At 56.0% G+C, this 26940-nt stretch carries 25 protein-coding genes; 12 read left to right on the forward strand and 13 right to left on the reverse strand.

Features of this window, described 5'->3' with window-relative positions:
* The first annotated feature begins 77 nt into the window (after nt 1–77).
* Nucleotides 78–467 carry a cytochrome c family protein gene (locus FDK21_RS12850; protein WP_138148873.1) on the forward strand — a complete coding sequence of 130 codons (390 nt, stop codon included), beginning with the start codon at nt 78–80 and terminating at the stop codon, nt 465–467.
* Nucleotides 468–609: 142 nt separating this feature from the next.
* Here the strand turns inward: FDK21_RS12850 and FDK21_RS12855 are convergent, their stop codons facing one another.
* The 3 genes from FDK21_RS12855 to FDK21_RS12865 all read right to left on the reverse strand — a co-directional run bounded on the left by FDK21_RS12855 (nt 610) and on the right by FDK21_RS12865 (nt 4013).
* The gene (locus tag FDK21_RS12855; RefSeq protein WP_138148875.1) at nt 610–1197 is read right to left on the reverse strand and encodes a GNAT family N-acetyltransferase; all 588 of its coding nucleotides are present in this window, start codon (nt 1195–1197) and stop codon (nt 610–612) included.
* 288 nt (nt 1198–1485) lie between these two features.
* A complete protein-coding gene (locus FDK21_RS12860) occupies nt 1486–2922 on the reverse strand; it encodes a TRAP transporter large permease subunit (protein ID WP_138148877.1) in 1437 nt (478 codons plus the stop codon).
* Nucleotides 2919–4013 (reverse strand): TRAP transporter small permease subunit, encoded by a 1095-nt coding sequence (locus tag FDK21_RS12865; RefSeq protein WP_138148879.1) that lies wholly within the window; start codon nt 4011–4013, stop codon nt 2919–2921. The genes FDK21_RS12860 and FDK21_RS12865 overlap by 4 nt, the downstream gene beginning before the upstream one ends.
* Nucleotides 4014–4623: 610 nt before the next feature.
* Here FDK21_RS12865 and FDK21_RS12870 point away from each other — a divergent pair.
* From FDK21_RS12870 to FDK21_RS12890, 5 genes are all read left to right on the forward strand, one after another.
* The gene (locus tag FDK21_RS12870; RefSeq protein WP_138148881.1) at nt 4624–5412 is read left to right on the forward strand and encodes an FCD domain-containing protein; all 789 of its coding nucleotides are present in this window, start codon (nt 4624–4626) and stop codon (nt 5410–5412) included.
* Between the two features lie 94 nt (nt 5413–5506).
* On the forward strand, nt 5507–6328 hold the full coding sequence (locus tag FDK21_RS12875; RefSeq protein WP_114009793.1) for a (Fe-S)-binding protein: 822 nt from the start codon (nt 5507–5509) through the stop codon (nt 6326–6328).
* A 30-nt stretch (nt 6329–6358) separates the two neighbouring features.
* Nucleotides 6359–7789 carry a LutB/LldF family L-lactate oxidation iron-sulfur protein gene (locus FDK21_RS12880; RefSeq protein WP_114009792.1) on the forward strand — a complete coding sequence of 477 codons (1431 nt, stop codon included), beginning with the start codon at nt 6359–6361 and terminating at the stop codon, nt 7787–7789.
* The gene (locus FDK21_RS12885; RefSeq protein WP_114009791.1) at nt 7786–8478 is read left to right on the forward strand and encodes an LUD domain-containing protein; all 693 of its coding nucleotides are present in this window, start codon (nt 7786–7788) and stop codon (nt 8476–8478) included. The genes FDK21_RS12880 and FDK21_RS12885 overlap by 4 nt, the downstream gene beginning before the upstream one ends.
* 195 nt (nt 8479–8673) lie before the next feature.
* Nucleotides 8674–9522: a hypothetical protein gene (locus FDK21_RS12890; protein WP_138148883.1), complete on the forward strand. Its 849-nt coding sequence runs from the start codon at nt 8674–8676 to the stop codon at nt 9520–9522.
* Nucleotides 9523–9780: 258 nt separating this feature from the next.
* On the opposite strand, the gene FDK21_RS12895 is transcribed toward FDK21_RS12890, so the two are convergent.
* Entirely contained in the window at nt 9781–10128 is a 348-nt protein-coding gene (locus FDK21_RS12895; RefSeq protein WP_114009789.1) for a DUF1127 domain-containing protein, read from the reverse strand.
* A 412-nt stretch (nt 10129–10540) separates the two neighbouring features.
* On the opposite strand from FDK21_RS12895, the gene FDK21_RS12900 reads away from it, so the two are divergent.
* Complete coding sequence (locus FDK21_RS12900; RefSeq protein WP_114009788.1) at nt 10541–11431, forward strand: LysR substrate-binding domain-containing protein; 891 nt, start codon at nt 10541–10543, stop codon at nt 11429–11431.
* A gap of 108 nt (nt 11432–11539) precedes the next feature.
* On the opposite strand, the gene FDK21_RS12905 is transcribed toward FDK21_RS12900, so the two are convergent.
* The gene (locus FDK21_RS12905) at nt 11540–12487 is read right to left on the reverse strand and encodes an EamA family transporter (protein ID WP_171022072.1); all 948 of its coding nucleotides are present in this window, start codon (nt 12485–12487) and stop codon (nt 11540–11542) included.
* Nucleotides 12488–12686: 199 nt separating this feature from the next.
* Complete coding sequence (locus tag FDK21_RS12910; RefSeq protein ID WP_114009786.1) at nt 12687–13217, reverse strand: TetR/AcrR family transcriptional regulator; 531 nt, start codon at nt 13215–13217, stop codon at nt 12687–12689.
* Between the two features lie 126 nt (nt 13218–13343).
* Here FDK21_RS12910 and FDK21_RS12915 point away from each other — a divergent pair, with 126 nt between their 5' ends.
* Complete coding sequence (locus FDK21_RS12915) at nt 13344–14288, forward strand: oxidoreductase (protein WP_210238770.1); 945 nt, start codon at nt 13344–13346, stop codon at nt 14286–14288.
* A 117-nt stretch (nt 14289–14405) separates the two neighbouring features.
* Here FDK21_RS12915 and FDK21_RS12920 read toward each other — a convergent pair whose 3' ends face one another.
* A complete protein-coding gene (locus FDK21_RS12920; RefSeq protein WP_210238771.1) occupies nt 14406–14873 on the reverse strand; it encodes a YHS domain-containing (seleno)protein in 468 nt (155 codons plus the stop codon).
* Nucleotides 14874–16012: 1139 nt separating this feature from the next.
* Between FDK21_RS12920 and FDK21_RS12925 the strand changes: the two genes are divergently transcribed.
* The gene (locus tag FDK21_RS12925; RefSeq protein WP_114009784.1) at nt 16013–17032 is read left to right on the forward strand and encodes a lipocalin-like domain-containing protein; all 1020 of its coding nucleotides are present in this window, start codon (nt 16013–16015) and stop codon (nt 17030–17032) included.
* A 304-nt stretch (nt 17033–17336) separates the two neighbouring features.
* On the opposite strand, the gene FDK21_RS12930 is transcribed toward FDK21_RS12925, so the two are convergent.
* Together FDK21_RS12930 and FDK21_RS12935 are read right to left on the reverse strand one after the other, a co-directional pair.
* On the reverse strand, nt 17337–18716 hold the full coding sequence (locus tag FDK21_RS12930) for a glutamate--cysteine ligase (protein WP_138148886.1): 1380 nt from the start codon (nt 18714–18716) through the stop codon (nt 17337–17339).
* Between the two features lie 180 nt (nt 18717–18896).
* Nucleotides 18897–19895: a DMT family transporter gene (locus tag FDK21_RS12935; protein ID WP_210238772.1), complete on the reverse strand. Its 999-nt coding sequence runs from the start codon at nt 19893–19895 to the stop codon at nt 18897–18899.
* Nucleotides 19896–20119: 224 nt separating this feature from the next.
* Here FDK21_RS12935 and FDK21_RS12940 point away from each other — a divergent pair, with 224 nt between their 5' ends.
* A complete protein-coding gene (locus tag FDK21_RS12940; protein WP_114009782.1) occupies nt 20120–20656 on the forward strand; it encodes a MarR family transcriptional regulator in 537 nt (178 codons plus the stop codon).
* On the opposite strand, the gene FDK21_RS12945 is transcribed toward FDK21_RS12940, so the two are convergent.
* Together FDK21_RS12945 and FDK21_RS12950 are read right to left on the reverse strand one after the other, a co-directional pair.
* The gene (locus FDK21_RS12945) at nt 20657–21628 is read right to left on the reverse strand and encodes a DMT family transporter (protein WP_114009781.1); all 972 of its coding nucleotides are present in this window, start codon (nt 21626–21628) and stop codon (nt 20657–20659) included. It abuts the gene before it with no gap.
* Between the two features lie 97 nt (nt 21629–21725).
* Nucleotides 21726–22376: a LysE family translocator gene (locus FDK21_RS12950; RefSeq protein WP_210238773.1), complete on the reverse strand. Its 651-nt coding sequence runs from the start codon at nt 22374–22376 to the stop codon at nt 21726–21728.
* A gap of 213 nt (nt 22377–22589) precedes the next feature.
* Between FDK21_RS12950 and yghX the strand changes: the two genes are divergently transcribed.
* A complete protein-coding gene (yghX, locus tag FDK21_RS12955) occupies nt 22590–23477 on the forward strand; it encodes a YghX family hydrolase (RefSeq protein ID WP_138148888.1) in 888 nt (295 codons plus the stop codon).
* 86 nt (nt 23478–23563) lie between these two features.
* Here the strand turns inward: yghX and FDK21_RS12960 are convergent, their stop codons facing one another.
* Nucleotides 23564–24340: a 16S rRNA (uracil(1498)-N(3))-methyltransferase gene (locus FDK21_RS12960; RefSeq protein WP_138148890.1), complete on the reverse strand. Its 777-nt coding sequence runs from the start codon at nt 24338–24340 to the stop codon at nt 23564–23566.
* 204 nt (nt 24341–24544) lie between these two features.
* On the opposite strand from FDK21_RS12960, the gene xseA reads away from it, so the two are divergent.
* Complete coding sequence (xseA, locus tag FDK21_RS12965; protein WP_138148892.1) at nt 24545–26347, forward strand: exodeoxyribonuclease VII large subunit; 1803 nt, start codon at nt 24545–24547, stop codon at nt 26345–26347.
* Between the two features lie 66 nt (nt 26348–26413).
* On the opposite strand, the gene FDK21_RS12970 is transcribed toward xseA, so the two are convergent.
* A complete protein-coding gene (locus FDK21_RS12970) occupies nt 26414–26902 on the reverse strand; it encodes a peroxiredoxin (protein WP_114009777.1) in 489 nt (162 codons plus the stop codon).
* Nucleotides 26903–26940: the final 38 nt, after the last annotated feature.

The raw sequence follows: 26940 nt of genomic DNA on the forward strand, positions 1-26940 counted from the left end.
TGCGATATAGAAATGAAGTGTTCGGGGTCGAGGATGGATAGGGTCCTGAACGACAAACTCTTACAAAGGACCAAAACATGAAGCGTCTCGTTTCCGTTGCCGCGATCGCGGTACTTGCAATGACCGGTGCAGCCCTTGCTGAAGGCGATGCCAAAAAAGGCGAAAAAGTCTTCAAAAAGTGCAAAGCCTGCCATCAGGTTGGCGAGAAAGCCAAGAATAAGGTCGGCCCGATCCTCAATGGCATTGTTGGCCGCAAGATCGCATCTGTCGAAGGGTTCAAATATTCCAAAGCCTTCACCGAGAAAGCTGAAGCCGAAGCGGATTTTGTTTGGAGCGCGGACAATCTGCACGCTTATCTGACCAAGCCCAAGAAATTCATCAAAGGCAACAAAATGGCATTTGCTGGTCTGAAGAAAGAAAAAGACCGCGACAATGTCATCGAGTATCTCAAAGGCTTTGCTGAATAAGCAGCCTTGATCGCCTGCCCGACCGGGTGCAGGCTCGATCTGACAAGACCCCTCTGGCCTCGCTGTGCCGGAGGGTTTTCTTTTTGGCCTCACATGGTGCGCTTGGCATTGTCTGTTGCAAGAGCAGTGTCTCGTGGAAGGGTCAGGCGATGGATTTGAGGGTCAGGCGCGTCCGCAACTGACGCAGATCACGCCAGAGCCACCCCTTTTCTCGAAACGCGATGCGTCCATTGACAATCTCGACCCGCTTGCCTTGCTCCTCACCGCCGATGGCCTGATAGAAATTCTCCGCCTTGTCATTGCCGCCAACCATCCAGAGGCCGGCCATGGCATAGCCTGCATCAATCAGTCGCTCGGCCAGTCCCGCGAAAAGCTGCTTGCCAAAGCCGGCACGCTGGCGTTCGGGATGGATGTAGATCGCATAGATTTCCGCGTCGGCATCAATTTCCGATCCTTCCCGATCCCCTTTGCGCATGGGGCCGGCAAGACCATAGCCGATCAGATGTCCTGCCTCTTCCAGTACCAGAGCAATGAGACCGGAGGTCGTGTCTTCCAGCCAGTCGCGCCAATGGGGAGCTTCAGCCCGGGCGTCCAGACTGGCCAGCGCACTGTCCGGCATCAATCCGGCATAACTATCCCGCCAAGTGATCACTTTAAGCTCGGCGATGGCCATTGCATCGTCCGGAGTGGCAGGGCGTATCGCAATGGCATCAAGGGCGGTCTTTTTCATCTGGTCTACCGATATTCTCAATCTTAAGGGAATGGATGAGAAAGCTGGATCCGTGCCCACGGTCTGCCCAACACGAGACGCGCGTCACGCACGAGATACGCAGATTGATATGGTATGGGATTTCGAAACACTGGCCCGGTTTCCGGCATCAGTTGGGTAGGCCAGGGAGGTTTTGTTCACTCCCCAGCCTGACCCGGCCCCCTCGCAATTCGACGGTGCATCGCTGGCGGCGACGCAACTATCAGCATGATATCTCGTTCGAATTGGACACAGAGGTCCGGCGCGCCATCACTGTATCAAGAGCGAAGGCAGCCACAGTACGGTTTCAGGCCTGATCAGACAGGCCGCCAACCCAATCAACTGAAGCATGATGAACAATAGCAAGCTGATCGGGCCAGTTTGAGTCTTTCTGAGGTCCGGCGCAAGTGTTTTTATAACCAATTCGCCATTTTGCTTGGCGTAGGTGACCAGCCCCGAGATAAGGGAGAGCCACAACAGGGCTGCGAACCAGAGCTTCGCCTGAATGATTATCTCATTGGCCGTCAGCAAGTTAGATGGTTGGATTGAGGCCAGCCGGGTGCCAATGCCGGCCCATTTGGGCGTCAGAAGGCTGTTGAAATCCATATGCGTAAAAATGGGCATCAGCAGGGGAACCACCATTACCGCCAAGATCAACGAGTCCAAAATCAGCCCCAGCAAGGCCAACGCTGCCAAAAGGGCAATCAGGGCCAGCCATGGTTGCGGCCCGCTATCAGGCGGCACGATAAGCGATGCCAGTTGCTCCAGCCTCAGCGCGCCACCAAGATCCAAATAGACCATATGGAAACTGTAGGCAGCAATAAGAATGGCCGCGACGGCCCCTGCGGTCACCGCCGCCCGGTTCATCACCTGCAACAGAAGGCTCGGCCCCAAACGCCCCTGACAAATGGCAACCAGAATGAGACCGAGGGAGAGAATGGCAAGGGTCGCAAAGAGGGACACCCGATATTGCGTTAGCAGGATGAGCGCACCACCACCCAACAGAAGCGGTGGCAACAAACGCATCAGCATGGAAAATCGGGACGGCTTTCTGCCTGGAGGCGGCGCCCCCTCAGGATAGCCGGTGGCACCGGAGAGCCAGTCCTGTTTGAGAGTCTGATGGCCCAACTCAACCCACATACCAAGGATCCAGTTGGTCACATAAAGACCCACCAGAACAAGAGCGATGGGCAACAAGCCAAGGGTTAAAAATTCGGTTGGTATTTCAAACGTCCGCGCCAGGACGATGCCGAGCACGGCTCCGGGGACAAAGAGTGTCATGAAGATCGAGCGTTCCGGAGCTTGAGGCTTGCTGGATTTTGGTCGTGAATTCCGGGGTCGGTGCGGTTGAGCCGCTGCATTGGCCACTGAACAGGGCAGTTGGAACTGACTTTTGAGCGCGTGGGAGAGGCCGGCCATCTGCCCGGTTTCGATCATCAGTTCGCAGAAGAACAATAACAAAGGCAGAGCGAGCAACGCCGGATCGAGCAGGATCTGGTTGAAAATCTGGGCTGGAAGGCTGTGATAGTCGGCAAGATGAACAAGCCCGGACAGATCACCAAACAGAGCAAACAAAAAAGCCAGACCACCAAGAATGAAGGCGATCGGATAGCCGGTCAGCAGCATCAGCAATGCGGCAATCAACAGCAAGTCAGGCGCGTGGCTTTGCCAGATTGGCAGAAGTGTCTGAACGGACGCCTCGATCATGCCAACTGTTCTCCGGACGAATGTTGTTTGGTCGATTGATCTTCGTCCAGTTTTGTTTTGGTTCTAGCCGGGTTGACCCGTCCTTCCGACCTTGAAGGCACAGCCGACGGCTGGTCACCTTTTCCGGTTGACCCTGAAACAAGCTCCAGATGGGTCGCCGAACGCTTGACCAGATAGTGGGGGCCGTAAAGGAAGATCAGCGAGCGCAGAATGAGACTGAGGCCCGCCAGCCCGAGGAGCAGGAACGCTGCGGGAAACATGATATAGAAGCCCCATTGCGGCACCGACAATCCGGGCAAAAGGGCGTCGAGCGCCATGGTGACCGCACTTTGGTCGCGCGCCAAGGTCGCATGGGCCCAACCAGCCTCAGTCATCACCCAACAGGCAGGCAGCAACAACAGCAGTGATCCGACAATATCGAACCAGGCCTGTATGCGAGGGGACTGCTTCTGGCGTATCAGAAGATAGCGATGATGAACATTGCCAACACAGGCCGCCGCCATGCCACCAAGCATGATAATGGCACTGAACCAGACAAACATCTGGATTTCCGGTCTGGCGGACAGCATCGGTGCATCCTGCCAGGACACCAGATTGAGCGGCAATTGATCGACCGGCTGAGTGGCGGTGGAAGCAAAATAGAGGGGAAGGATCAGCAAGGGCAGATAAAACAGGGCCGACAAGCGAGCAAACCCGGTGATCACACTTTCAATATCCCCGCTTGCTTCATAGGCGCTGAAACGGGCCCCACCGGGATGCTTGCGGCAACTGATCATAAACACCAATGCCGCGATGAATAGCGCACCAAGCAGAGCTGCAATGAAATGAACCAGATTGCCCAGATCCATGGTGACGCCATGGGGTGAGCCAAAGCGATTGATCACCGCCTGAAGGCCAAGAGGATGAATCGCGAACACTTCCGCGCCAATCAGAAAAGCGAGTAACAGGAAGATCGGTCTCGCCTTGCGGATGACCGCGACAAACGCCAACAGAGCAGCCAAAATGAAAGCAAAGGCCACCAGATCCGGGCGCAGAACAAAACATGCCAACGCAGCCACCACAGACAAAAGGGCGCAAATCAAGCCGGTCATCTAAGCGTTCCCCCTTTCGCTCTGGTCATTGGTTACGTCCGATAGGGATGCGCCCCATCAGCAATTCCTTCGCGCAGCATGACACAACAAAGAAGCAGACCGCACCCAACCGCATCACAAAGGTCATCATACTTCGCAATGGCTTGGGATCAATCATTCGTCCCTTTTTCGGCCTGACAATGCCGCCTATCAAGTTTGACACAGATTGCGACATTTCGGTTCATGCTAATCACTTTTGTGCAGCATTTTGTTTAGACATTGTTAACGACGCCCCCTCTCAACAGATGCTTTTGCCAATGGCAACTCCTGATGCCCATCACCGGCTTGAGCCATGGGTTCAGCATCGGGCTGCAGGGCTTGCTTGCGGCAGGATCATCCGGCATGGAAGGTCGCGGTGGGACACGCAGTTGAGGCACACAATTTCTGCGGTTGATTGATTTCCAAAAATTGGTAAAATAAATTTACCAAATCAGCAACGTCGCCCTTTGAATTCCGGCATCGTAAATGCAATAGTGGTTTTGAAACAAGACCTACTTTGGCTGACATGCTCCCTGAAACACGCGACAGACCATAGTCTCGCCCCCTATTCTCCCTTTGGAAGCAACCATTCATGATTTTCAGCTCCATCAGTCAGAATCGTACATCAGACGCCGTGGTCAATCAGTTGGAGCGGCTGATTCTGGAAGGGGTGCTGCGCCCGGGCGACAAGCTGCCACCGGAGCGCGACCTCGCCACCCAGCTTGATATTTCCCGTCCGGTTTTGAGGGATGCTCTGAAGGATCTCGAACAGCGCAACTTGCTGCGCTCGCGTCATGGAGGCGGCACTTATGTGTCCAATGTGGTGGGTACGGTCTTTACCGATGAGATTTTTGACCTGATCCGTCGCCACCCGAAAGCCCAGAGTGACTATTTTGAATTTCGCCGCGACATGGAGGGCATTATCGCCGAGCATGCTGCCTTGCGCGCCACCGATGCGGACAAGCTGATCCTGACCCGGATCATGAAATCCATGCGTCGCTATCATGAAGAAGGCGACCTACAAAAAGAGAGCGAGGCGGATTTCGAGTTCCATCAGGCGATCGTTGAAGCTTCGCACAACATGCTGATGATGCATACGATGCGCTCCTGCTATCGGCTTCTGTCGGAAGGCCTCTTTTACAGTCGCATCCGGCTGTATGAATGGCCGGGGGTGCAGGAAGCCTTGCTGGCCCAGCATGAACAGATCCACGAAGCCATCATGAACAAGCAACCCAAGGAAGCCCGGATCGCGGCCCAGCGCCATATCGACTATGTGGAGCATACCATCAACCGCACCCAGCAAGCGGGCAGCTGGGAAGAGATTTCCCGCATGCGCCTGTCGCAACTGGCAGACCGCAATGGTGGCAAGCAGGGATCGTGATGAATGAAGGGATTTCTGGCGCAACAGGCCGCGCCTGCCCTTCCCAGACTTATCAATCAAAAACGCAATCACCCAATGAACCGGACCGAACAAGATGGACCAAATCGAATTGAATCTGGAAGCTGAGGCTTCGAACGGCGAAGAGACACAGGCCAAGGGCAAACGGGTCGGCCTGTTTGTCACCTGCCTTGTTGACCTTTTCCGCCCCTCTGTCGGCTTTGCAGCAGTCAAGCTGATTGAAGCGGCGGGCTTCTCTCTCGAGGTCCCGCGGGATCAGACCTGTTGTGGCCAGCCGGCCTATAATTCGGGCGACAAGCAGGATGCCAAAAAGGTGGCCAAACAGGTGATCAAGGCCTTCGAAGACTATGATTATGTGGTCGCACCATCGGGGTCCTGTACCGCGATGATCGTCAAGCATTATCCGGGTCTCTTCGCCGATGAACCAAACTGGGCCGCACGGGCGGAAAGCCTGTCGGGCAAAACCCATGAATTGGTCAGTTTTCTGGTCGATGTGGCAGGGCTGGAGAGCGTTGCCTCACAGTTCGAGGGCACTGTTACCTATCATGACAGCTGCTCGGGGCTTCGCGAGTTGAAGATCGAAAAGCAGCCACGCAAGCTGCTCTCCTCGATTGACGGGGTGGCGCTAAAGGAAATGCAGGATAGCGACGTTTGCTGCGGCTTTGGCGGCACCTTCTGCGTCAAATATCCCGATGTGTCCGACGCCATCGTCACCAAGAAGACCGGCAATGCAGAAAAAGCCGATGTGACGACCCTTTTGGCGGGCGACCTTGGCTGCCTGATGAATATGGCGGGCAAGCTGAAACGGCAGGGTTCGGCCATCGAAGTGCGCCATGTGGCCGAAGTGCTTGCGGGCATGACCGACCAACCGGCCATCGGCGAGAAGCCGGGCCGTTGACCCTTCGGGGACCAGCCTTAGGGGACCAACATGAAAATCACCTCACCGACCTTTAAAGAGAATGCCAGAGACGCGCTGGCCAATCAGACGCTGCAAAAGGCGCTGAAAAATATCGAAACCGGCTTCATTGGCAAGCGCCAGATGGCAGTCGACGCCCTGCCGGAATTTGAGGATTTGCGCGATGTGGGCCGGGATATCAAGACCCATACCTTAAAGCATCTGGACCTCTATCTTGAGGAATATGAAGAGAAGGTCACCGCCAGCGGAGGTCATGTCCATTGGGCGGAAACCGCTGAGGATGCCTGCAAAATCGTCAAGCAGATTTGCGAATCCGTCAATGCCAAGACCATCACCAAGGGCAAGTCGATGATTTCCGAAGAAATGCAACTGAATGCATTTCTGGAGAAAGACGGGCTGAATGTGGTCGAAACGGATCTGGGGGAATATATCATCCAGCTGCGCGGCGAGCATCCAAGTCACATTATCGCGCCTGCGGTGCATGTGACCAAGGATCAGGTGGAAGAGGATTTCCGCCGGGTCCATACCCATCTGGCCGCCGATCGTGATCTGAGCGAGGCGACCTCGATGCTGGGGGAAGCGCGTGAAGTGCTGCGTGAGCAATATTTCGCCGCCGATGTGGGCATCACCGGGGCCAATTTCCTGATTGCCGAGACGGGCTCGTCGGTCATCGTGACCAATGAGGGCAATGGTGATCTGACTCAGACCCTGTCGCGGGTGCATGTGGTGTTGGCGTCGCTCGAAAAAATCGTGCCAACGATGAATGATGCGGACCAGTTGCTGCGTCTGTTGGCCCGTTCGGCCACCGGGCAGGAGCAGAGCGTCTATACCACCTTCTCGACCGGCCCCCGGCGAGAAGAAGACCCGGATGGGCCGGAGCAATATCATGTGATCCTGCTCGATAATGGTCGCTCGTCGATGCTTGGCACCGAGTTTGAGGAAATGCTGCGCTGTATCCGCTGCGGGGCCTGTATGAATCACTGTCCGGTCTATCATGCGGTCGGCGGCCATGCCTATGGCTGGGTCTATCCCGGCCCGATGGGCTCGGTGCTGACCCCGTCGCTGATCGGGGTCGACAAGGCGGGCCATCTGCCCAATGCCTCGACCTTTTGTGGTCGCTGCGAAAGCGTCTGCCCGATGAAAATTCCGCTGCCGAAAATGATGCGCCATTGGCGGGAAAAGGAGTATGAACGCCATCTCAACCCATCGACCCAGCGCTGGGGTCTCAAAAGCTGGGCCTTCCTTGCCACGCGCCCGGCGCTCTATCACGCGCTGATGGGCTTTGGCATGGGTGTGATGAAGCATCTCGCGCCGATGACCGGCCTGATGCAGAAGCTGCCGATGACCGGGGCCTGGACCAAGCATCGCGAATTGCCGGCCCCAGAGGGCAGCACCTTCCAGCAAATGTGGGCCGCAGAACAGAAGAAGAGGAAAGCCTCATGAGCGCGCCATCATCCGCCAAATCCGCGATCCTAGGCAAGATCCGCCGGTCTTTGGGCTCGGCTGCCAATGACGAGGGTTTGGAACAGCGTAAGGCCGCGGTGGCCGAGCGGCTTTCCAAGCGGGACCGGGGCATTTTGCCTGCCCGCGGTCAGATCGAGCATGAGGCTCAGGTGCAGATGTTCCTTGATTATGCGGAAAAAGCCGCCTCGACGGTCAACCGCATTGCCGATTATGACGCCCTGCCCGCTGCGATTGGTGCCTATTTGCGGGGTCGCAACCTGCCTCAGCAAATCCGCACCGGGTCTGACCCGCGACTGGCATCCGCCAATTGGGCATCCGAGCCACAGCTTGAACGCAAAGTCGGCCCGTCGGACGGCACAGATCTGGTTGGCGTGACCCATGCCTTGGGTGGCGTGGCTGAGACCGGCACCGCGATTTTCCTGTCCGGTCCGGACAATCCCACCACGCTCAATTTCCTGCCCGAGGATCACATTATCGTGGTCCATGCAGATGATATTGCCGGGGATTATGAGAGCGTGCAGGAGCGCCTGCGCGATGAGCAGGGTGTGTCACAAATGCCGCGGGTCATCAACCGGGTAACAGGCCCGTCGCGCTCCGGCGACATTGAGCAGACTATCCTGTTGGGGGCACACGGGCCGAGGTCTGTTCATGTCATTGTTGTTGGTTGAGGCCTGAAACAGCAATCAGTCGAAAAATATCGACTGATTGTCCACCCTCGCGCCTCGCCTGCCCCACTCTGCGTGCTTGCTTGACGCCCTGTGAGGGAACAGGCATGCTGGTTGTCGGAATTGGTTCGTTTTCTCAATATCTTGCACAGAGTTGGAAATGGACGCGAAGGGTGTCAGACAGCAGGGAGGCGCGAGATGGGCAACAGCATGGGCAAGATGGCGAGCGGATATCTTGATTTTCTCGAAGGGCTTTATGGCCGCGCTGCGATCGATCAGATGATGGAGACATCCGGCCTCGACAGGGCGGAGATTGAGAAAGCCAGCGACGCTTTTGCCCCTGCCTTCCTTGATAGCCTTGCCAAAATGCGTGACCAGTCTCTGGCAGCATTTGGCAATTCGGCCGCGACCTCAGACCTGTCTAGCCTCTGGCCGTCAGAAATGAGCGACCTGATGCAGGGCTTCCTAAAAGAGGCCAACAAGGCCGCCCAGTCCTTTGCCAAATCCCCCGATACCGACGCCAACGCGTCGGCCTTTCCCTTCTCCCTCTATGCAGAGCAGATGGACAGAATGGAGAAGCTCAACACGGTGTTCATGGGGCAGATGGCACAAGCGCAACTGCTCGAAGAAGCCACCCGCACCACCGGTATTTCCGCCAGCCAACTGAAGAGCCTGTTCCCGATGCTGACCACCTTCGGTCTGATGCCCTTGATGCCGCAAATGGCGACGCCGTCGCTCAATGATCCGACAAGCTGGATGGAATATCTGGGCGCGATGGGGCGCCGCAATTTTCGCGAGGCCAATCGGGATTTTGACGCGATGCCAAGCCCGCTCCATGCCGCGTTCGAAGGATTGTTGGCGGGCCTCTACCCCCAAAAATCAAAGGCCCCTTCGCCGTCTTCCGCTGCCAAACCGGACAGGGCGCAAGAGATGCAGACGGCTGCGATGGAACTGCAGGCCAATTATCTCAAAGGGTTGAACAGTTTGTTCGAGCATTATGTTCCAGCGCGAAACCAGCCATCTGCCTCGAACGACGATCAAACCTAACGGTCTGACCCAAAGAGGCGCTGACACCGACATCCTTTTCAAGACAAAAAAAGACCCGCCAGTGGCGGGTCAAGGGGTTGGGGATCTTTGCTAAGATCCCCGGCTGCTTAGCCGTGGGCGCCTGACCTCTGAATGGTGTTGCCGAGGCACTTGGCGCAATAAAAAATGTCCTTTGAGGCCCCCCAACACGACCGAAGCCGTGAAAATATGCGGAGCGGGGCGAGTCTGCCTCAAAGGACAAGGCAGTGATGGATCAAATCAGCAAGCACCGCTTGCCGGCTTGCCACAACGAATGGTGCGCGGTGCCAAATAGGGCTGCTCAGGCATCGGGCGCGGCCAGCGCGCCAGAGCCTCAAGCTCCGCAGCCTTGATGCGACGCCGGTCTTCGAACGGATCGATCAGGAATGGGTCCTGGTAGAATGGCATGACACGGGCAGACACAATGTCACCGCGGGTCAAGCCAATATCAGCCAGAGTGTGGGCATCGAGTTCGTCAAGACGGCTGAGCGCACGACGATTACGCGAAATGGTTGTAAGAGTGGATCCGAGGCGGCGGAGGCCGCGTGCCGCGGATGACAAGGCAGAAAAAAGGCCTGCAGTCAGCATGGGTATCTCCGTTATGTGTTGCGGTCTCAGGCATAAACCCTTCGACCCTTTCAAATTTATGGACCGCCTCCCGATCCGCGAGGATCCCTTTGAAAGCGGAACCGCCCCACCCTGATGGACTTGCTTAAGGCTTCATCAGAGTACAGACCACCGCACCGAAACCAGCGACAGCAGTGGCTGTTGCAAGATCCGGTTGAGAGAAGGCTTTGTATCCTCATCGGTGTTGAATTGAATATGATGTCTCCGGTCCAATAAATCCAACGAATGTTTTTTATGGAATCCATCTTATTTTGTGATAAATAGAAAAGAGACAGATAAAGAGCATCAATCAATCCGATGACCGGGACAGGCATTATGCACCCTGCTCTCTTCGCGGAGATGCTGCACTCGATTGGGAAACAAGGGGAATGCCATGCATGCATTGATGGATCTTGACCAGTTGCGAACTTTCATTGCCATTGCCGAAACCGGGAGCTTCACGCGGGCTGCCGAACAGGTCAACAAGACCCAATCGGCCGTATCGATGCAAATGCGGCGACTGGAAGAGCGCATTGGTCAAACAATCTTTGTGCGGGATGGTCGCCAGAGCCGGTTGACCGATTCCGGTGTGCGGCTGCTCGACTATGCAAGACGCATGCTGTCACTGAATGCGGAGACGGTCGCGGCCTTTTCATCCGATGTCATGTCGGGCAAAGTGCGGCTTGGGCTGCCTGATGATTATGCACCGCGCCTTTTGCCAACCGTTCTGGCCAGCTTTGCAACCACCCATCCCAATATCGAAATTGAAGTGGTGTGCGAGCAAAGCTCCTGCATTCATCGGCGGATCGAAGATGGACGGCTGGATTTGGGTATTGTCACCCATGGCGACTATCAAAAGGCTCGCAACGGGCGGATTATCCGCTCCGAGCCGTTGCTCTGGGTGTCATCAGCCCATCACTCGGTTCATTGCCAATCGACAATCCCGCTCGCCTTGGGCACAAAGAACTGTTGCTGGCGAGCAAGCGCCACCGAAGTGCTGTCGAGGGCGGGCAAGGCCTATCGTATTGCCTATGTTAGCTCGACGGCAGCCGGATCGTCGGGGGCTGTGATGGCAGGGCTGGCGGTTGCGGTTCTGCCTGAAAGTGCGCTGATGCCAGACATGCGGGTTCTGGGACCCCGGGAGGGCTTCCCTGAATTGCCTTACTGCAATATTGCGCTCATTCGCTCTGACAATGCCAAGGACCGCATCCATACCGCATTGGCGGCCCATATCGTCAATGCCCTCGACAATGTGTCGGGCAATGGAGCAGTGGCAGCCGAATAGAGCAGCTGAGCGCGTCGCCTAGCTTCAGACATGACAACGCCACCCTCTGCATATCAGCAGGGGTGGCGTTTTCGTTTGTTCCTGTCGCTTGCTCAGGCAACCTTTTGCTCAGGCAACCTTTTTCTGGTGCATTACCAGCACGTTGCCTGCAATGATCGCGGCCAGCCCGAGCATGCCCGGCAGGGTCCATTGATACTCTTCAAAGATTGTCGACAAGACCAGCGCAACAATCGGAAACAACACCGTCAGATAGCCTGCACGCGCCGGGCCGATATTGTTGAGCAGGGTCATGTAGCCCCAGAAGGCCACGACCGATGCCATCAACACCAGCCATGCCATGGCGATCCAGTATTTGCCGCTCCAGTCCATCATGAACGGAATGTCGAGCAATTGGGAGAGAAACAGCAGCCAGAGGGTCCCGTAGAACATGCCCCAGGCATTGGCACTGACCAGTGGTAGATTGAGTTTCTTGTTGGCGACGGTCAGCATGTTGCCGGTGCAAAAGCTGAGTGTTCCCGCAAGACCAAGACCCAGCCCGATCAATATGCCTTCCTTGCCTGCATTGGCGGCAATTTCGGGCCAGAAAATCATGCCAATCCCGCAAAAGCCCAGCAAAGCCCCGACAATCGCGTTGCGGCTCGGGCGTTGACCGAACAGGATCGCGGCCAGTGCGGTATTGATAAGACTGGTCGTCGAAAAGACCACAGCCATCAAGCCAGAAGCCATATAGGTGGCTGAATAATAGAAGAGCACGAAGTTACTGGAGAAAATGAAAATACCCAGCACCATGAAACGCAAATGAATACGCCAAGGGAACCGCAAGGGATGGCGGGCAACCAACGCCCAGATGAAGGTCGCAAGGGCAGCGAGCGAGAAGCGATAGACCCCGGTGATCAGCGGTGGCACCACATCAACCTGATTGGCCATGGCAATCCAGCTGGTTCCCCACACAGCGAGCATCATCGCATAGAGTCCCATGTCGCGTGGCGACATGACGTTGATCATGGTGGGTGGCAAAGGTGGGGTCGTTTTGTTGCCCAAGCTGGTGTCAGACATCGGATGATTTCCCTCTTCGGGTACCGCTCGGCAGTCGGCGGCCATAGTCCGGTTGCGTAGGGCGGCAGTTTATCAAGGAGAAACCATCAAGACTAATGACAAATTTGGGATTATTAATCACCAAAAATGATTGTTGGCATGCCACCAGCGCAGCGCGTAGCATGCTTTGACCCAGTGAAACTGTCAGCAGTCGCCTTGCTCAATCAATCAGAACGGTCTTGATGATCCGTTCCATATCCAGACGGAAGGCATCACCGGTCTCGGTCTTCAGCATCACTCCCTTGGATGCCATGCCAAGCACAAAAGCCTTGTCTGCAGCCGCTTTGCGATCGCGCACCAGATCCGCTTCAAGCATCAGATCTTCAAGGGCCCGATAGAAGCTCTCATCATGGCTGGAGCCACATTGGCTGACCGTGTCGATGGCGCGATCAAGAATTTCACCCCCATGCTGGGTGCTATGCAGGATCGAGACGAATGAGCCGATCCACTGATCAAAAGCATCCGCCATGCGCTGTGCCAGTGGATTGTCCGCGTGGGACAGGGCTTGCAAAGCCCCGGTCAGTGCGGCTTGCATCGTCGCTTCGATCACCCATTCAAAGACTTTTTCTTTCGATCCGAACTTCTTGTAAATTGACTGTCGCGAGACACCCGCTGCCTTGGCGATGTCCTCCATCGACGCCTTGCGGAAGCCGTATTGACAAAAAACCATCATGACCGCGTTGACATTCATTTTGCCGCCACCATATCTGCCATCGTGACATAATTGACAATTTTGATCAATTATGTAAACTTTGTAAATCTTCCTTCAAGGGTATCCCCTTCCCGGTCCCTTGGCAACCGCATACGGAACTTGATGATGGCTGAGAAAACCATTTCGACCCTTGGCGTCACTGACTGGCGTGAGGAACGTCTGCCAGATTTGAAAGGCAAGATCTATGTGATCACCGGCGGCAATTCCGGCATCGGCTTTGAAGCAGCGCGCATGCTTGGTGAGGCTGGCGCCGATGTGATTTTGGCCTGTCGCTCACCGGAAAAAGCAGAAAGCGCCCGTCTCCAGTTGCTGACAACAACCAAGGGCAGCGTGTCGCTGGTGGGTCTTGATCTCGCCGACACGGCGTCCGTCCGCGCGGGAGCTGAAGGCGTGCGGGGGATGACGGACCGGATCGATGGTCTGATCAACAATGCCGGCATCATGCACACCCCTGCACTCAAAACCAAAGACGGGTTCGAGTTGCAGTTCGGCACCAATCATTTGGGGCATTTTCTCTGGACTGCCTTGTTGCTCGATCTTGTCGAAGCCGCCGCGGGACGGGTGGTGGCAGTTTCCTCACTGGTGCACAAGACGGGCAAGAAGACCATCGACTTTGACGATTTGATGCTGGAGAAGCGCTATTCGCGCTTTGATGCCTACGCTCAGAGCAAGTTGGCCAATCTGATGTTTGCTTTCGAGCTTGACCGCCGTTTGGCAGCGAAAGGGTCTCCGGCAATTGCCGTTGCCTGTCATCCCGGCTATTCGGTCACCAATTTGCAGACAACGGGGCCCTCTCGCTTGCTTGCCATGCTTTACAGCGTCATCAAGCATGGTTTGAGCCAGTCGGCCCATTTCGGGGCTCGGCCAACGGTGCTGGCCGCTGCTGGCGTCGAGGCAAAACGGGGGGCCTATTATGGTCCAACGCGCCGGAAGGAATTGCTGGGGCCGGTGTCAGATGCCCGCGTTTCCAGTTACGCGCTCGACCAGTCGGTACAAAATCGCCTTTGGCAAGAAAGCGAAAAATTACTGGGCATTTCTTTCCCGGCCTGATGCCTGCTTCCGCTCGATGTCTTCGCTCTCGCATCCCATAAAAGAAAACGACCGACCAGATGATCCTGGTCGGTCGATGGGGCAATCGAGGGTCTTGCTCGTAGAGCTCGCAGACTCTTAGAGATCGCTAGGCTTTTTGTCGACGATTTTGGTCCATTTGTCGTCTGCCTTGACGATGTAGCCTGGAATATCGGTTTCCCATTTGGCCTGGATTTCGTCGGACAGGTTCAGGTAGAGTTCACCATCAACGATTTTCCAGTTTTCCGGATCGCCATCGAACTTGTAACCCATGGACGCACCAAAGGCACAGAAACCGCCATACTGCGGCAAGTATTTGTCTGGGTTGGCTTCGAATGCAGCCTTGTGCTCTTCACTGGCAAAACGGTAGGTCACATCCTGATGGACAGCCGTGATTTTGTAGCTGCCTTCGGTTGGTTTGCCCATGGTGAAGTAAGCTACCGGGTCATAACCCTGCAGGGCCAAACCAGTGTTGGAGGTGTTGAACTGGGGGCCAGCCGCAAGAGCGGAGGTGGCAAGGGTCAGGGAGAGCAGAGCGCCTGCAGCGATTTTATTCAGGATTTTCACAATCAAATTCCTCAAGTCAGTTGGCACAACACCAACAAGGTTTCAGTTGATCCCGCACGCCTCGTTGTCGGGAGCATTGCAGGTGCAACTCAATTAGGAATTAAGACCGATCGGTACAAATGAAGTCACCGTGAGGTATATGTGATCCATCCCAATCTCACCCCTCAGCCGAGCCTTGGAAGTTGCGTTTGAGAAGCATCTATGCCGACTGCCTTGCTCTCAAGTCGACCTGTCTAATTGAGCCGAGATTCGCCGGATCATCCAACCATTTGCTGGCAAAGTGCCGCATCAAAGGGACAGCAGATTTCTCCCTCGCCCCTGAGGAGGCCAAGGTCTTGTTAGCCACTTCAGGACCTAACACCTTTGTGAGATGACCCGTTTCGGCGGCACAGAAAAAATTTCAATCCAACCACGGGGCAAGCTTGCAGCCGCACGGTGTCCCCAAAATGGGCAATTATCGGGTGAAGGAAAAGACGTCTTGAGAGAATTAAGCTTGTCCATGCTCCACATCAGCAACCAAGTTTGATTGTCCAATAAACACGATACGAATCAATTATTTCCACATGTTTTAGTGGTCACATCAGTACAGATATGCAGGGGCTATATAGTTTTCATTGTTTAATTTTGAATCCAATTTGAAGAAGAGATTGAGTTAATAGAATATTAAGTATTTTACATTTCGAAATTAATAAAACAACTTGACGAACCCACATAGTTGTCGCTTATCATATCCTTATAAAAGGCCACACTTTTGCCGGGTCAAGTAAGGAAATGTTCCTCAAGGATATCCCGAATTTAGCCCAATCATTCCATTTAACACGGGCAGGGACTCCACGGCTGAAGTGGCAATAGCAAAAACAATCGACAATGTTCAGGGATGCATTCACGAGGGGTTGGGCGGGTTCGTTCTGCATATGCAAGCTCCCCCAATAAGAATTCCCAATGAAGATGCCGCCGGGAGGGCCGCATCTTCCTTTCGAATGACCCCAAGGGCGCATCGTCCTTCAGGCAGCAAAGACTGCAAAGACTGATCAGCGCCCCTGACCGCCTCGCGCGCCAGACCCTGACATCAGAAATACCCCACTGCGGCAGCTCACATTTTTGCCGGTCTACCTACTGTTCACAAGGGAGGCCCTACAATGATTCCGAGATCAAAGACCGCGACAGTTGCAACCAACTTCGTGCCCGATGTTGCAATGTCGACACCGGTTCGCCATTCCAATCTGGAGCATGATCTTGCCTGGCATCAGGGCAAGCATCCTATGGAATCCTGGCATTTCGCCACCAATCTGCGCGGCGATGGCAAGCAATATAGCTTCCGTGTCCATTTGGTAATTGTCGAGACCGATCAGGAGGAACCACAAGTTTCCATCGGCCTGTGCCTGATCGATCAGGACACTGGATGGATCCGGGAGATCGAGAATACGGTTCCGCTCAGCGATATCGTCATTCGCAGCGATGTCCTGCAGATATCGTCACAAGCGCTGGAAATCCGCAGCAAGGGCACCGACATGTCGCTGACAGCGGAACTGCCAGACGCCTTTGTCGAACTGTCCGGCACCGTCGGAACCCCGATCCTGATTAACAACGGGCAAGGCAGCATCAGCTTCTTTGGCGCACAACAATATAAGTTCGCCTTCCCGGGCATGCAGGTTTCCGGTGCCGTAACCCTGATGGGCAAGCGGCAAACGGTGACCGGGGCAATGTGGTTCAACCGCCAATGGGGCGACCTGCCACGACGCTTCACGCTCGACCGCAATCTGGAACAAAGACAATGGATCTGCCTGTATCCCTCACTCAGCAACGGGGTTAGCATCAGCGCCTCTCAGGTCTGGGATTTCCGCACCAGCCGCGTGGATACCAACTGCACCGTGGTGCTGCCGGACGGCACGCATGTGGTGGAGAAAATCCAGCCACTGGAGCTGAGCGATTATGTTGACAGTCGACGCTCGGCCCGGCGCTATCCACGCCATGTGATCCTGTCCAATCCAGCGCTGGAAACCTGTCTGCAAATCAGCCTTCCTTATCAGGAACGCGAGATCGTTTCCAAGATGGGCGGCATGATCAAGTTTGATGGCAGGATGGTCGTCGACGGATTCATCTTCGGAGACAGGGTCACTGGCGATGGCTTTGTCGAAATGGTTGGCCGCTGGCGTTAGTCGCCTTTTCAAGCGGCTACCTTTGCGAGACGATCAGGCGCCGGGCTTTGTCCGGCGCCTTTTTTATGGAGAATGGGAGGCTCGCTGATATCACGAGTCGACCGGTCTACCCAAATTGGCATGCAACCAGTTTAAAGCCAATTGACCACCGATCCGCCAGCAACGGCTCAGATCCCTATGTCTTTGTGTCTGGCATAAACCCGATGCCATCAGAGCGCTTTATGGGGCTCTCCTGCCAGCCTGCCAGCCTGCCAGCATGTCACAATCAGGCGTGTCTTTGCTTGCCCGCACCCTTCCCGATGGATCAGTAGGCGAAATCTTCGAACACCCGATTGATGTTGCCGCCCCATTCATTGTTGAAGCGCATCAACAGCTGATCGGCGGGAGAAAGACCGAGCGTCACGGTTTCTTCCAGCGCTGCGAGATACTGGGTTTCATCGAAGCCAGCACCATTGAGGCGATCCCGAGCAGCCAGTCCCTTGCGGGCGATGGTGACCACTTCCTTGGCGATGGTCTGCACCGTGGTGTCCCGGAACTTTGTTCTAAGGCCATCCTTGGCCACGCCGATGCGCAGGGCGTCGCGCTCCTCTGCTGTCCAATCCTTGACCAGATCCCATGCGGCATCCAGACTTGGTTGATGATAGAGCAGACCGGTCCACAGAGCCGGCAGCGCACAAATTCGGCGCCATGGGCCACCATCGGCACCACGCATTTCGATATAGCGCTTGAGGCGGACTTCCGGGAAGACGGTCGTCAGGTGATCTTCCCAATCCTGCAGGGTCGGTGCAGTGTCTGGCATGCCATCCTTGCGTTTGCCGCCTAGATACTCACGGAAGGTCAATCCGGTCATATCGTGATAGGCGCCGCCACGGGTGATGAAATACATCGGAACATCGAGCACATAATCGACATATTGCTCATAGCCGAAGCCCTCTTCGAACAAGAAGGGCAGCATGCCGGTGCGGTCCGGGTCGGTGTCCTGCCAAATGGCGGCACGCATCGACTGATAGCCATTTTTGTGGCCATCCAGGAACGGAGAATTGGCGAACAAGGCCGTGGCGATCGGCTGCAAAGCGACACCGACGCGCATTTTCTTCGCCATGTCTGCTTCACTGGAAAAATCGAGATTGACCTGAATGGTACAGGAGCGGAACATCATGTCGAGGCCGAGCGAACCGACCTTGGGCATGTAATTCATCATGATGCCATAACGGCTCTTCGGCATGACCGGAACGTCCTCCCGGTGCCATTTCGGAGAGACGCCAAGGCCGAGAAAACCGATGCCCAGCGGATCTGCGACTTCGCGCAACTGAGCCAGATGGTTATGCACTTCGCGGCAGGTCTGATGCAGATTGTCGAGCGGTGCGCCGGACAGTTCGAACTGGCCGCCGGGTTCGAGCGAAATTGCGCCCCCGTCAACGGGATCAACCAGACCGATAATCTTGCCCTTGTCTTCGACCCGTTTCCAACCAAGCAGGCCTTCCATGCCTTGCAGCAGGCGCTCGATGCCACGATCCCCTTCATAAGGCACCGGCTCCAAGCTGTCCTTGTAGAAGGTGAATTTCTCGTGCTCAGTGCCGATGCGCCAATTGTCCTTTGGCTTTTCGCCTTGAGAAATGGTTTCGATCAGGGTTGCACGATCATCAAGGGTGATGGCGACGGCGTCGGTGTCGGAAGCGGCCATGAAACAGGCTCCTTGCAGATTGGCAGGGCGCGACAGGGCTCTTGCCTCTATGTCGCGTTCTGTCAAATTAGGGATTCACCCGGCGGGTTACAATGGGTTGATTTTGATATCCGCAAAATGTGCCGCAAGCACAATCAAAGAAATGTGACTTTGTCAAATCCCTTCGTAGCGAGCATGGTTTTACCCAACATCTTCCCTTTTCCGCGCGGCCGCACGCTGGAATAAAAAGACACCGATGGCAACAAGAAAAGCCGCGAGGCCAAGATTGGGGGGCAATTGCTCACCCAAACCAAAGCTGGCGACACCCGCACCCACCACAGCTGCGACAGAGCCGATTTGACTGAGATAGACGGGGCCAGCAACCTTTTGCAGGATGAAGTAGAAGAAGTAGAGCGACGAGAAGGTCAACATCTGCCAGACCAGAATCACCACCGCGCCGTACGTGATCGCGGATAAAAAGCCATTCCCACCTTCCACCACCAAAACCAGAGGCAACAACACCAATCCCGCCATCAGCAGCATCTGGCTGGCAAGAAACAGGGGTGCAACGCCATAGGGCCATCGCAAGGTGCGATAAAGATTGCCTGCCGCAATAACGAAGGGCCCACAGAGAGTCAAAATGATCCAGATCAGCGGCGCATCGCCCAGACTGGCCTTTGAGGCTGCCAGCAGTACCCCACCGGCGAGGCCGATGAGGACCGCCACGGCTCGCAACAGAGAAAACCGCTCCAGACCCGCGATCAGGGCAAGACAATAGGTAATCAGGAGCGGAAACAGAAAGGTCATGGAAATGAAGCCTGCCCCCACATACCGGACTGCGAGAAAGCCAACGATGTTGGGCAGCAAAAACAACAATCCGGCGACCATCCCATATTCCAAGACCCGCAAGGACAGACGCGCGGCCTGCCGTCGTATGATGCTCAAAAGCCAAAGGCCCAGACCGGATCCCAGCAAGGCAAGACACAAGAAGGCCAGCGGGGCAGCGCCCGCATTGATTGCCAGCTTTCCAACAATCAAAGAGCAGGCGAGCAGGCTACCAACCAGCAGAACGAGCAGCATGGGAAGGCATGAGCGCCAGCGTGAGACGGTCATGTCTGAGTCTTTGGTGTCTGGCTCTGCCTTTGAAGTCAGCTGTCGCTGCTCGGACGGGCTGATCGTGACCTCACAAGATTCCGTCATGATTGATTTGAGTCCATTCGGGTTGTTTCTTGGCCTTACGGACTTGGGCCAAGCCCAGTTCGAACGGCATTAGATGGTTGCCACTTACCTTGCAATTAATTATCTTAATGTCAAGATACTTATTTAAAAGACAAATTGATCTTGGTCTCTCACAGCGTTAAACTGCCGTCGTTTTAGGGGCGGCCATGTGCGGCCGAAGCAACTTACGCAAGAAGGTCAGGGCAATGGACAGGAAGACAGCGGACCGGGCAGCCTTTGCGGTTGGGCAATGGAAGCAGGAGAAGCCGGATTGGGATTTCTTGCCAATGGAGCTGATCGGCCGGATTGGCGAGGCATCGCAGGTGATCCGCAACGGCCATATCGAGCCATTGTTCGCCCGCTACGGCTTGCAATCAGGCGCTTTTGATGTGCTGGCAACCCTGCGTCGGGCCGGACGCAACAAAGCGGGGCTTTATGCCCTTACCCCATCGCAAATGTATGATTGCACGATGGTGTCGTCGGGGGGCATGACCAACCGTCTCGACAGGCTGGAGAAAAAGGGGCTGATTGCCCGCCACCCCAATCCCGAGGATCGACGCGGCACGCTGGTGGCACTGACCGAGACAGGCCTTGCGCTGATCGAAGAGGTGCTGACTGCTCATCTGGCCAACGAGACGCGGATTGTCTCGCCTCTCAGCCGGGATGAACAGGCGCAATTGTCCACCTTGCTGGGCAAACTATTGGCGGGCGTGGAAACGCTTGGCACGCCCGAAAGCAAGTGATTACAGGGGGGCTGCGCTCTTCTCTGCAGTGAGCTTTCGTTCCGCCCGCTGGGCCTGCTGTTCGCGATAGATGATATAGAGCCCGGACGCCACCGTGACCACGATGCCGAATGCGGCAAGCTGATTGGGGAGATCGGAAAAGATCACCCAGCCGATCAGGGTGGCAAACGGGATTTCGAGATATTGCATCGGCGCAAGGGTGGCAGCGGGTGCAAAACGGATGGCCGCTGACATCAGCAAATGGCCAATCGAGCCGATGATTCCGGCCATGACCAGAAAGGGCCAATCTGCTGCTGCAGGTTCCACCAGATCCCATAGCGGCCAGGCCTCGCCATTCAACAGCACAATCGGAATGGCAATGAGGATCAGCGCCATGGTTCCGGACACGGCCTGAATCGAGACCGGATCGACTTCACGGCTCATCTGACGGGTGGACAAGACAAAGATCACAAAGGTGAAGGCTACGGCAACGGGCCAGAGCGCATTGAGACCCACCGCGACGAAATTCGGTTGCACCACCAACAAGGTGCCAACAAATCCAACCAGCGCGGCGATGGCCCGGTGGGGGCCAACCTGTTCCTTGAGATAGAAGTGACCGACAATCAGCATCAGAATGGGAAAGATAAAGGCAATTGCAGTGGTGTCAGCCAGAGGCATGTATTTCAGACCGTAATACATGCCGATGATGCCAAAAATATGCATCGTGGTACGCCAGAAAAGATGCCACCAGGCCCGCCGGCTGTAGCGTAGAATATGGGCAATGCCACCCTTCTGCCACACCATTGTTGTCCCCATCATCAGAACCTGAATGGCATATCGAATGACCAGCAGTGTCATGACCGGCACGGTTTGTCCCAGATGCTTGACCAGCGCATCGCCAAATGGAATGACGGCGCAGAAGGACAACATCAAGCCGATGCCGAGCAGCGGATTGTCTTTCAGATCAGGCAGTGGGAGCGGTTTTGTGGACATTGCGCGACGCTATCGGAACCCCTGCCCTTTCGCAAGTGAAAGAAACTGATCCATCCCCCCTGTTTCAGTGATGAATGGACAGCTCTATTCAGGCTGATCAGTCTGTCAGTGCCAAACGGACCCCGAGCCCCATCAGCAAACCACCAAACATCCGATCCAGCCAGAGGGCAAAGCGTTGATTGGACCGCAAATAGGCTCCTAGTGGAGCGGCGGCAAGCACGAAAAAAGCCTCAACGATCAAACCGATGACGATCACGATGCTGCCAAGAAGGCATGTTTCAAAAAAGACCTGCATGCTGGTTTGCGTGCCATCGTGGCTGAGAAACTGTGGCAGAAAAGCCAGAAAGAACAAAGCGACCTTGGGGTTGAGAATGTCGATCAAAACGCCTTGGCGATAGGCAGACCAGACAGTCAGGACCTTAAGGTCGCTGGCTTGCGCGTCCATGGTCAGACTGCTTTCACGCGACAAAAGCGCCTGACAACCCAACCAGACCAAATAGGCAGCGCCGACATATTTGACGATCGAGAAAACCAGAGCCGATGTTGCCAAAATGGCCGAAACGCCAAGCGCGGCCGCCATCACATGCACCAGCGCACCAGAGCAGACCCCGAAGGAGGCGGCGAAGCCGATTTTTCGGCCATGTCCAATGGCCCGCGACAGGATGAAAATCAGGTCCGGCCCCGGTGCCACATTGAGCATGAAGCAGGCAATAAGAAACAGGCCCCAGGCCTCGGCTGACATGATCATGGACTTTTTTCCGATTGCAGGATTGCACCAAAACCAACCCTTCCCGGTACGGGCCAAAGAACGGCCTCCAGAATGGAGCGGTATCCTGCTTATGAGAAATCACAAAGTCCCCGTCAAGCCCGTCTGCCACTGGCGCACAAAAGCGTGTGGTCCATGCGGCCTATAATCGTGGTATAAATACTTATTTCAGTCTGGCTTGGAGGGCCAAACCCAATGAAGAGAATGCAGGCGTCTGATTTTCATCCCAAGTTGCTTGAATTGTATGATGGTTATGTGCACGGCAAAATGTCGAAGCGGGACTTCCTGACCGGAGCCACACGCTATGTCGCCGTCGGTGTGACGGCGATGGCGGTTCTGGAAAGCCTTCAACCCAATTATGCCTTGGCCAATCAAGTGGCCGAGGATGATCCGGACATTGCAGTCAGCAATGTGACCTATCAAAGCCCGGACGGTCACGGCGCAATCAATGGCTATATGGCGATGCCTGCTGGAGCGACTGGCAAACTGCCCGCTGTTCTGGTGGTGCATGAAAATCGCGGTCTCAATCCTTACATCAAGGATGTGGTGCGCCGGGCGGCAAAAGCGGGTTTTCTTGCGCTGGGGCCGGATGGACTGTCCCCGCTTGGGGGCTATCCGGGCAGTGATGACGAAGGCCGAACCATGCAGAGGACACTCGACAGCGCCAAGCTGATGGAAGATTTCTTTGCCGGCTTCGAGCATCTGGTCGGCCATGAAAAGTCCACCGGCAAGGTCGGGGCGGTTGGCTTTTGCTATGGTGGCGGGGTCTGCAATGCGCTGGCGGTGGCCTATCCCAATATGGCCGCATCGGTGCCCTTTTATGGCCGCCAGCCTCGGGCTGAAGAGGTGCCAAAGATAGAAGCGCCTCTGCTTTTGCATTATGCGGCTCTGGATGAGCGGATCAATGCCGGTTGGCCGGATTACAAAGCCGCGCTTGAAGCCAATGGCAAACGCTTCGAGGCGCATATCTATGAAGGCGTCAATCATGGCTTTCACAATGACACCACCCCGCGCTTCAATGAAGAAGCCGCCAAGCTGGCGTGGGAGCGCACGGTCGCATTCTTCCGGCAGCATCTGGCCTGAGGCCGTTGTCACACATACGCGCATAAAAAAGGCGTCTCGACTTCAATCGAGACGCCTTTCTTGCATTAAGCCTTGTTCGCCGTGGATTATTTGTCCGTCCAGTCACCGAGCACCGACTGGACAATCGCCAATGCGGCAATGGCGGCGGTGTCGGCTCTGAGGATGCGCGGGCCGAGTGGGATCGGCGTGACAAAAGAGGCAGCACGCAGCATGTCTCGCTCTGTTTGCGAAAAGCCACCTTCGGGGCCAATCAGCAAAGCCAGTGGCGGCACGCAATCGCCTTCGCCACGAATGGTGTCGAGGATCGAAAGCGGGTCCCTGCCCAGTTCGCCCTCATCGCAAAAGATGATGTGACGCCCCTCTTCCTTCTCTTCCCAAGTCTTTAGCAATTCGGTCAGGCTTGCTGGCTCGTCGACAGGGGGAATGGTCAGGATGCCGCATTGCTCGGCGGCCTCGATGACATTCAACCGCATTTTGTCGAGCTTGGGGCGGCGCTCCTGGGTATGCTGGGTGAAGACCGGACGCAGACGGCAGGCACCCATTTCGACAGCCTTCTGGGCCATATAGTCGATGCGGGCAGATTTCAACGGCGCAAACAGATAATGCAGGTCGCTGGCCAGTGGATCGGGCTGTGGGCGCATCTGCTCAATGGGAATGAGGGCGCATTTCTTGCGGCCAAGCGGCTGAACCTCGACCTTCCACTCCCCATCCCGGCCATTGAAGATCAGCATTGCGTCGCCTTCTTCCATGCGCAGCACATTCAATAGATAGTTGGCTTGAGCCCGGTCGCAGGGAATGGCGATCCGTTCCTGAATATCCTGCTCCACCCACAGGCGTTGGCTTTTGAAATCGTAATGGGACATGACATCTCGCTGTTGCTGCAACCCGGCTGCATTTTCGGGGAGTTTTGCGCTCTTTCGCTCTGCCTTGCAAGTCCCCGGACCAAACGCGTCAGCGGGATGGGCGTAATTCCCCCGGGATAAAGGGCTGTTCTATTGACCCGGTGGCAAAAGCTGGGCACCAATGGGGATTAATCTCAACGAGCACGAATCTGTCTGGAAAGCGCCATGTCCGAGTCTACGGCCACCAATGCAGCCGAATTTACCGTCTCTGAACTGTCCCATGCGGTGAAATCTTCCATCGAGGATCAGTTCGGCTATGTGCGGGTGCGTGGAGAGCTCGGCCGGGTATCTCGTCCGGCATCTGGTCATATCTATCTGGACTTGAAGGATGATAAATCGGTCCTGTCCGGGGTCATCTGGCGCGGGGCGGCAGCCAAGTTGGCGGTCAAGCCGGAACAGGGCCTTGAAGTCATTGCCACGGGCAAGTTGACCACCTTTCCCGGTCAATCGAAATATCAGATGATCATTGACCGGATGGAACCGGCTGGCGAAGGGGCGTTGATGGCGCTCCTGGAAGAACGCAAGAAGAAGCTCGCAGCCGAGGGCCTGTTCGCACCGGAACGCAAGAAAAAACTCCCCTTCCTGCCAACCGTGATCGGCGTGGTCACCTCCCCCACCGGCGCGGTCATTCGCGACATTCTGCATCGGGTGCGCGACCGCTTCCCGGTCCATGTGCTGGTCTGGCCTGTGCGTGTGCAGGGAGAAAGCTGCGCCGAGGAAGTGGCCAACGGGGTGCGCGGCTTCAACGCCCTGCCTGAAGGCGGCGCTATTCCGCGCCCTGATGTTCTGATCGTGGCGCGCGGTGGCGGCAGCCTTGAAGATCTCTGGGGTTTCAACGAAGAGGCTCCGGCCCGCGCCATCGCCGAAAGCAACATTCCGGTGATTTCTGCGGTTGGCCATGAGACCGATGTGACACTGGTCGACTTTGTCGCCGACATGCGCGCGCCAACGCCAACCGGGGCGGCGGAATTTGCCTTGCCGGTGCGCAGCGAGCTGGTGGCGGGTCTTGGTGATCTGCACTTGCGGCAATATGGGGCTGTGAGCCGGATGATGGATCGGCGGCGCGCGGATTTGCGCTCTGCCAGTCGTGCCCTGCCTCAGCCGCGGGACATTCTGGCCTTGGCGCGGCAACGGTTTGACATGGCCTCCGGCCGACTGAGCCAGAGCCTGATCAGTTCGACCCAAAGCAGCCGCTCGCGACTGGATGCGACCGCGGGACGCCTACGCCCGGCGTTGGTGACGGACCGCCTGACCTTGCAGAAAGAACGGCTCGGCGACCGAACCGACCGCCTGAACCGGGTGGCCCTGCTCACGATGGAGCAGAAGCGTAAGCAGCTGGATTCCACCAGCCGTCTACTCGAAAGTCTGTCACATAAGGGCGTGCTGGCGCGTGGCTTTGCCTTGGTACGCGACAAGGACGGCACGCCAATGCGCAGAGCCGAGGCGATCCATGCGGGACAGGCCCTCAATATCGAGTTTGCCGACGGCTGCATCAATGCCACCACGTCCCTGCTTGATCCCTATTCTGATGCACCTGCCACGATGCCCGATCCGGATATGTCCGCCTCCGATGCCTCACACCCTGAGGAAAAGGACGCCGAAGTCGGGGCCTTTGGCATCATGGGGGCGGATGCCATTTCAGCGGAAGATATCGAAGCGCATCTGTTGACCATTGCAGGCAAGCGGGCGCGGCGACGCACCGCCAAACCGAAGGTCGAGACAGCGAAGAAGCCCACGCAACCCACCAAGGACACGGAGCCTGTGGCTGCCCCCGTCAAACCGGAGACTGCCGTTGACAGCGGTTTGGTGGAAGTGGAAGCGGAATCTGCGGAACGGCTTGAAAGAGCGACGGCAAAATTGACCGAGGCGATCGAGCAGGAAATTCTGACGCGGATCAAGGAACAGCAAAAAGCCACCCGCAAGACCAAGAAGGACAAGGATGACGACGCGCAAGGCACCCTGTTCTGAGTGGACTTCCTTTTTGCAAGAAAAAAGCCCGGACATGGTCCGGGCTTTTTCATTTGGTTGGTTTGATCAACCTTGTAGCTGTTCGATGATCTGCACAGCACCGGTTTTTTCGGCAACGCCCGGATTCTCTTCAAGATTGAGATGGGTTACCACACCATCCTCGACAATCATCGAGAAACGCGTGCATCGGGTGCCCATGCCTGCGACCGTCAGGTCGATATCAAGTCCACAGGCCTTGGCAAAGGTCGCGCTGCCATCAGCCAAAAAGGCAATCTGCCCCTTGCCGCCGCTGGCGGTGGACCAGGCATCCATAACGAAGACATCATTCACAGCGACCACGGCGACCTCATCAACGCCGAGCGCGCGAATGCCATCGATCGAGTTGATAAAACCGGGCAAGTGATTGCGGTGGCAGGTCGGAGTGAACGCACCCGGCACACCAAACAAGACCACTTTGCGGCCGTTGAAAATCTCGGCAACGCTTTTGGTTTCCTTGCCTTCCTTGCCCATTACGAGAAAGTCTGCATCTGGCAGACGGTCGCCAACCTTGATCATATTTGCCCCTCTTTTCCTCTATTGATGAAACCTGACCA

It is taken from the genome of Cohaesibacter sp. CAU 1516 (assembly GCF_005771485.1).
GTDB lineage: Bacteria > Pseudomonadota > Alphaproteobacteria > Rhizobiales > Cohaesibacteraceae > Cohaesibacter > Cohaesibacter intestini.

Coding starts and splice junctions, on each gene's coding strand:
- FDK21_RS12890 (WP_138148883.1), top strand. CDS start 8,674: ATGGGCAACAGCATGGGCAAGATGGCGAGCGGATATCTTGATTTTCTC.
- FDK21_RS12865 (WP_138148879.1), bottom strand. CDS start 4,013: ATGACCGGCTTGATTTGCGCCCTTTTGTCTGTGGTGGCTGCGTTGGCA.
- FDK21_RS12860 (WP_138148877.1), bottom strand. CDS start 2,922: ATGATCGAGGCGTCCGTTCAGACACTTCTGCCAATCTGGCAAAGCCAC.
- FDK21_RS12875 (WP_114009793.1), top strand. CDS start 5,507: ATGGACCAAATCGAATTGAATCTGGAAGCTGAGGCTTCGAACGGCGAA.
- FDK21_RS12925 (WP_114009784.1), top strand. CDS start 16,013: ATGATTCCGAGATCAAAGACCGCGACAGTTGCAACCAACTTCGTGCCC.
- FDK21_RS12950 (WP_210238773.1), bottom strand. CDS start 22,376: ATGATCATGTCAGCCGAGGCCTGGGGCCTGTTTCTTATTGCCTGCTTC.
- FDK21_RS12915 (WP_210238770.1), top strand. CDS start 13,344: ATGGCTGAGAAAACCATTTCGACCCTTGGCGTCACTGACTGGCGTGAG.
- FDK21_RS12960 (WP_138148890.1), bottom strand. CDS start 24,340: ATGTCCCATTACGATTTCAAAAGCCAACGCCTGTGGGTGGAGCAGGAT.
- FDK21_RS12885 (WP_114009791.1), top strand. CDS start 7,786: ATGAGCGCGCCATCATCCGCCAAATCCGCGATCCTAGGCAAGATCCGC.
- FDK21_RS12895 (WP_114009789.1), bottom strand. CDS start 10,128: ATGCTGACTGCAGGCCTTTTTTCTGCCTTGTCATCCGCGGCACGCGGC.
- FDK21_RS12900 (WP_114009788.1), top strand. CDS start 10,541: ATGCATGCATTGATGGATCTTGACCAGTTGCGAACTTTCATTGCCATT.
- xseA (WP_138148892.1), top strand. CDS start 24,545: ATGTCCGAGTCTACGGCCACCAATGCAGCCGAATTTACCGTCTCTGAA.
- FDK21_RS12855 (WP_138148875.1), bottom strand. CDS start 1,197: ATGAAAAAGACCGCCCTTGATGCCATTGCGATACGCCCTGCCACTCCG.
- FDK21_RS12905 (WP_171022072.1), bottom strand. CDS start 12,487: ATGTCTGACACCAGCTTGGGCAACAAAACGACCCCACCTTTGCCACCC.
- FDK21_RS12945 (WP_114009781.1), bottom strand. CDS start 21,628: ATGTCCACAAAACCGCTCCCACTGCCTGATCTGAAAGACAATCCGCTG.
- FDK21_RS12870 (WP_138148881.1), top strand. CDS start 4,624: ATGATTTTCAGCTCCATCAGTCAGAATCGTACATCAGACGCCGTGGTC.
- yghX (WP_138148888.1), top strand. CDS start 22,590: ATGAAGAGAATGCAGGCGTCTGATTTTCATCCCAAGTTGCTTGAATTG.
- FDK21_RS12910 (WP_114009786.1), bottom strand. CDS start 13,217: ATGAATGTCAACGCGGTCATGATGGTTTTTTGTCAATACGGCTTCCGC.
- FDK21_RS12970 (WP_114009777.1), bottom strand. CDS start 26,902: ATGATCAAGGTTGGCGACCGTCTGCCAGATGCAGACTTTCTCGTAATG.
- FDK21_RS12930 (WP_138148886.1), bottom strand. CDS start 18,716: ATGGCCGCTTCCGACACCGACGCCGTCGCCATCACCCTTGATGATCGT.
- FDK21_RS12935 (WP_210238772.1), bottom strand. CDS start 19,895: ATGACGGAATCTTGTGAGGTCACGATCAGCCCGTCCGAGCAGCGACAG.
- FDK21_RS12880 (WP_114009792.1), top strand. CDS start 6,359: ATGAAAATCACCTCACCGACCTTTAAAGAGAATGCCAGAGACGCGCTG.
- FDK21_RS12940 (WP_114009782.1), top strand. CDS start 20,120: ATGGACAGGAAGACAGCGGACCGGGCAGCCTTTGCGGTTGGGCAATGG.
- FDK21_RS12850 (WP_138148873.1), top strand. CDS start 78: ATGAAGCGTCTCGTTTCCGTTGCCGCGATCGCGGTACTTGCAATGACC.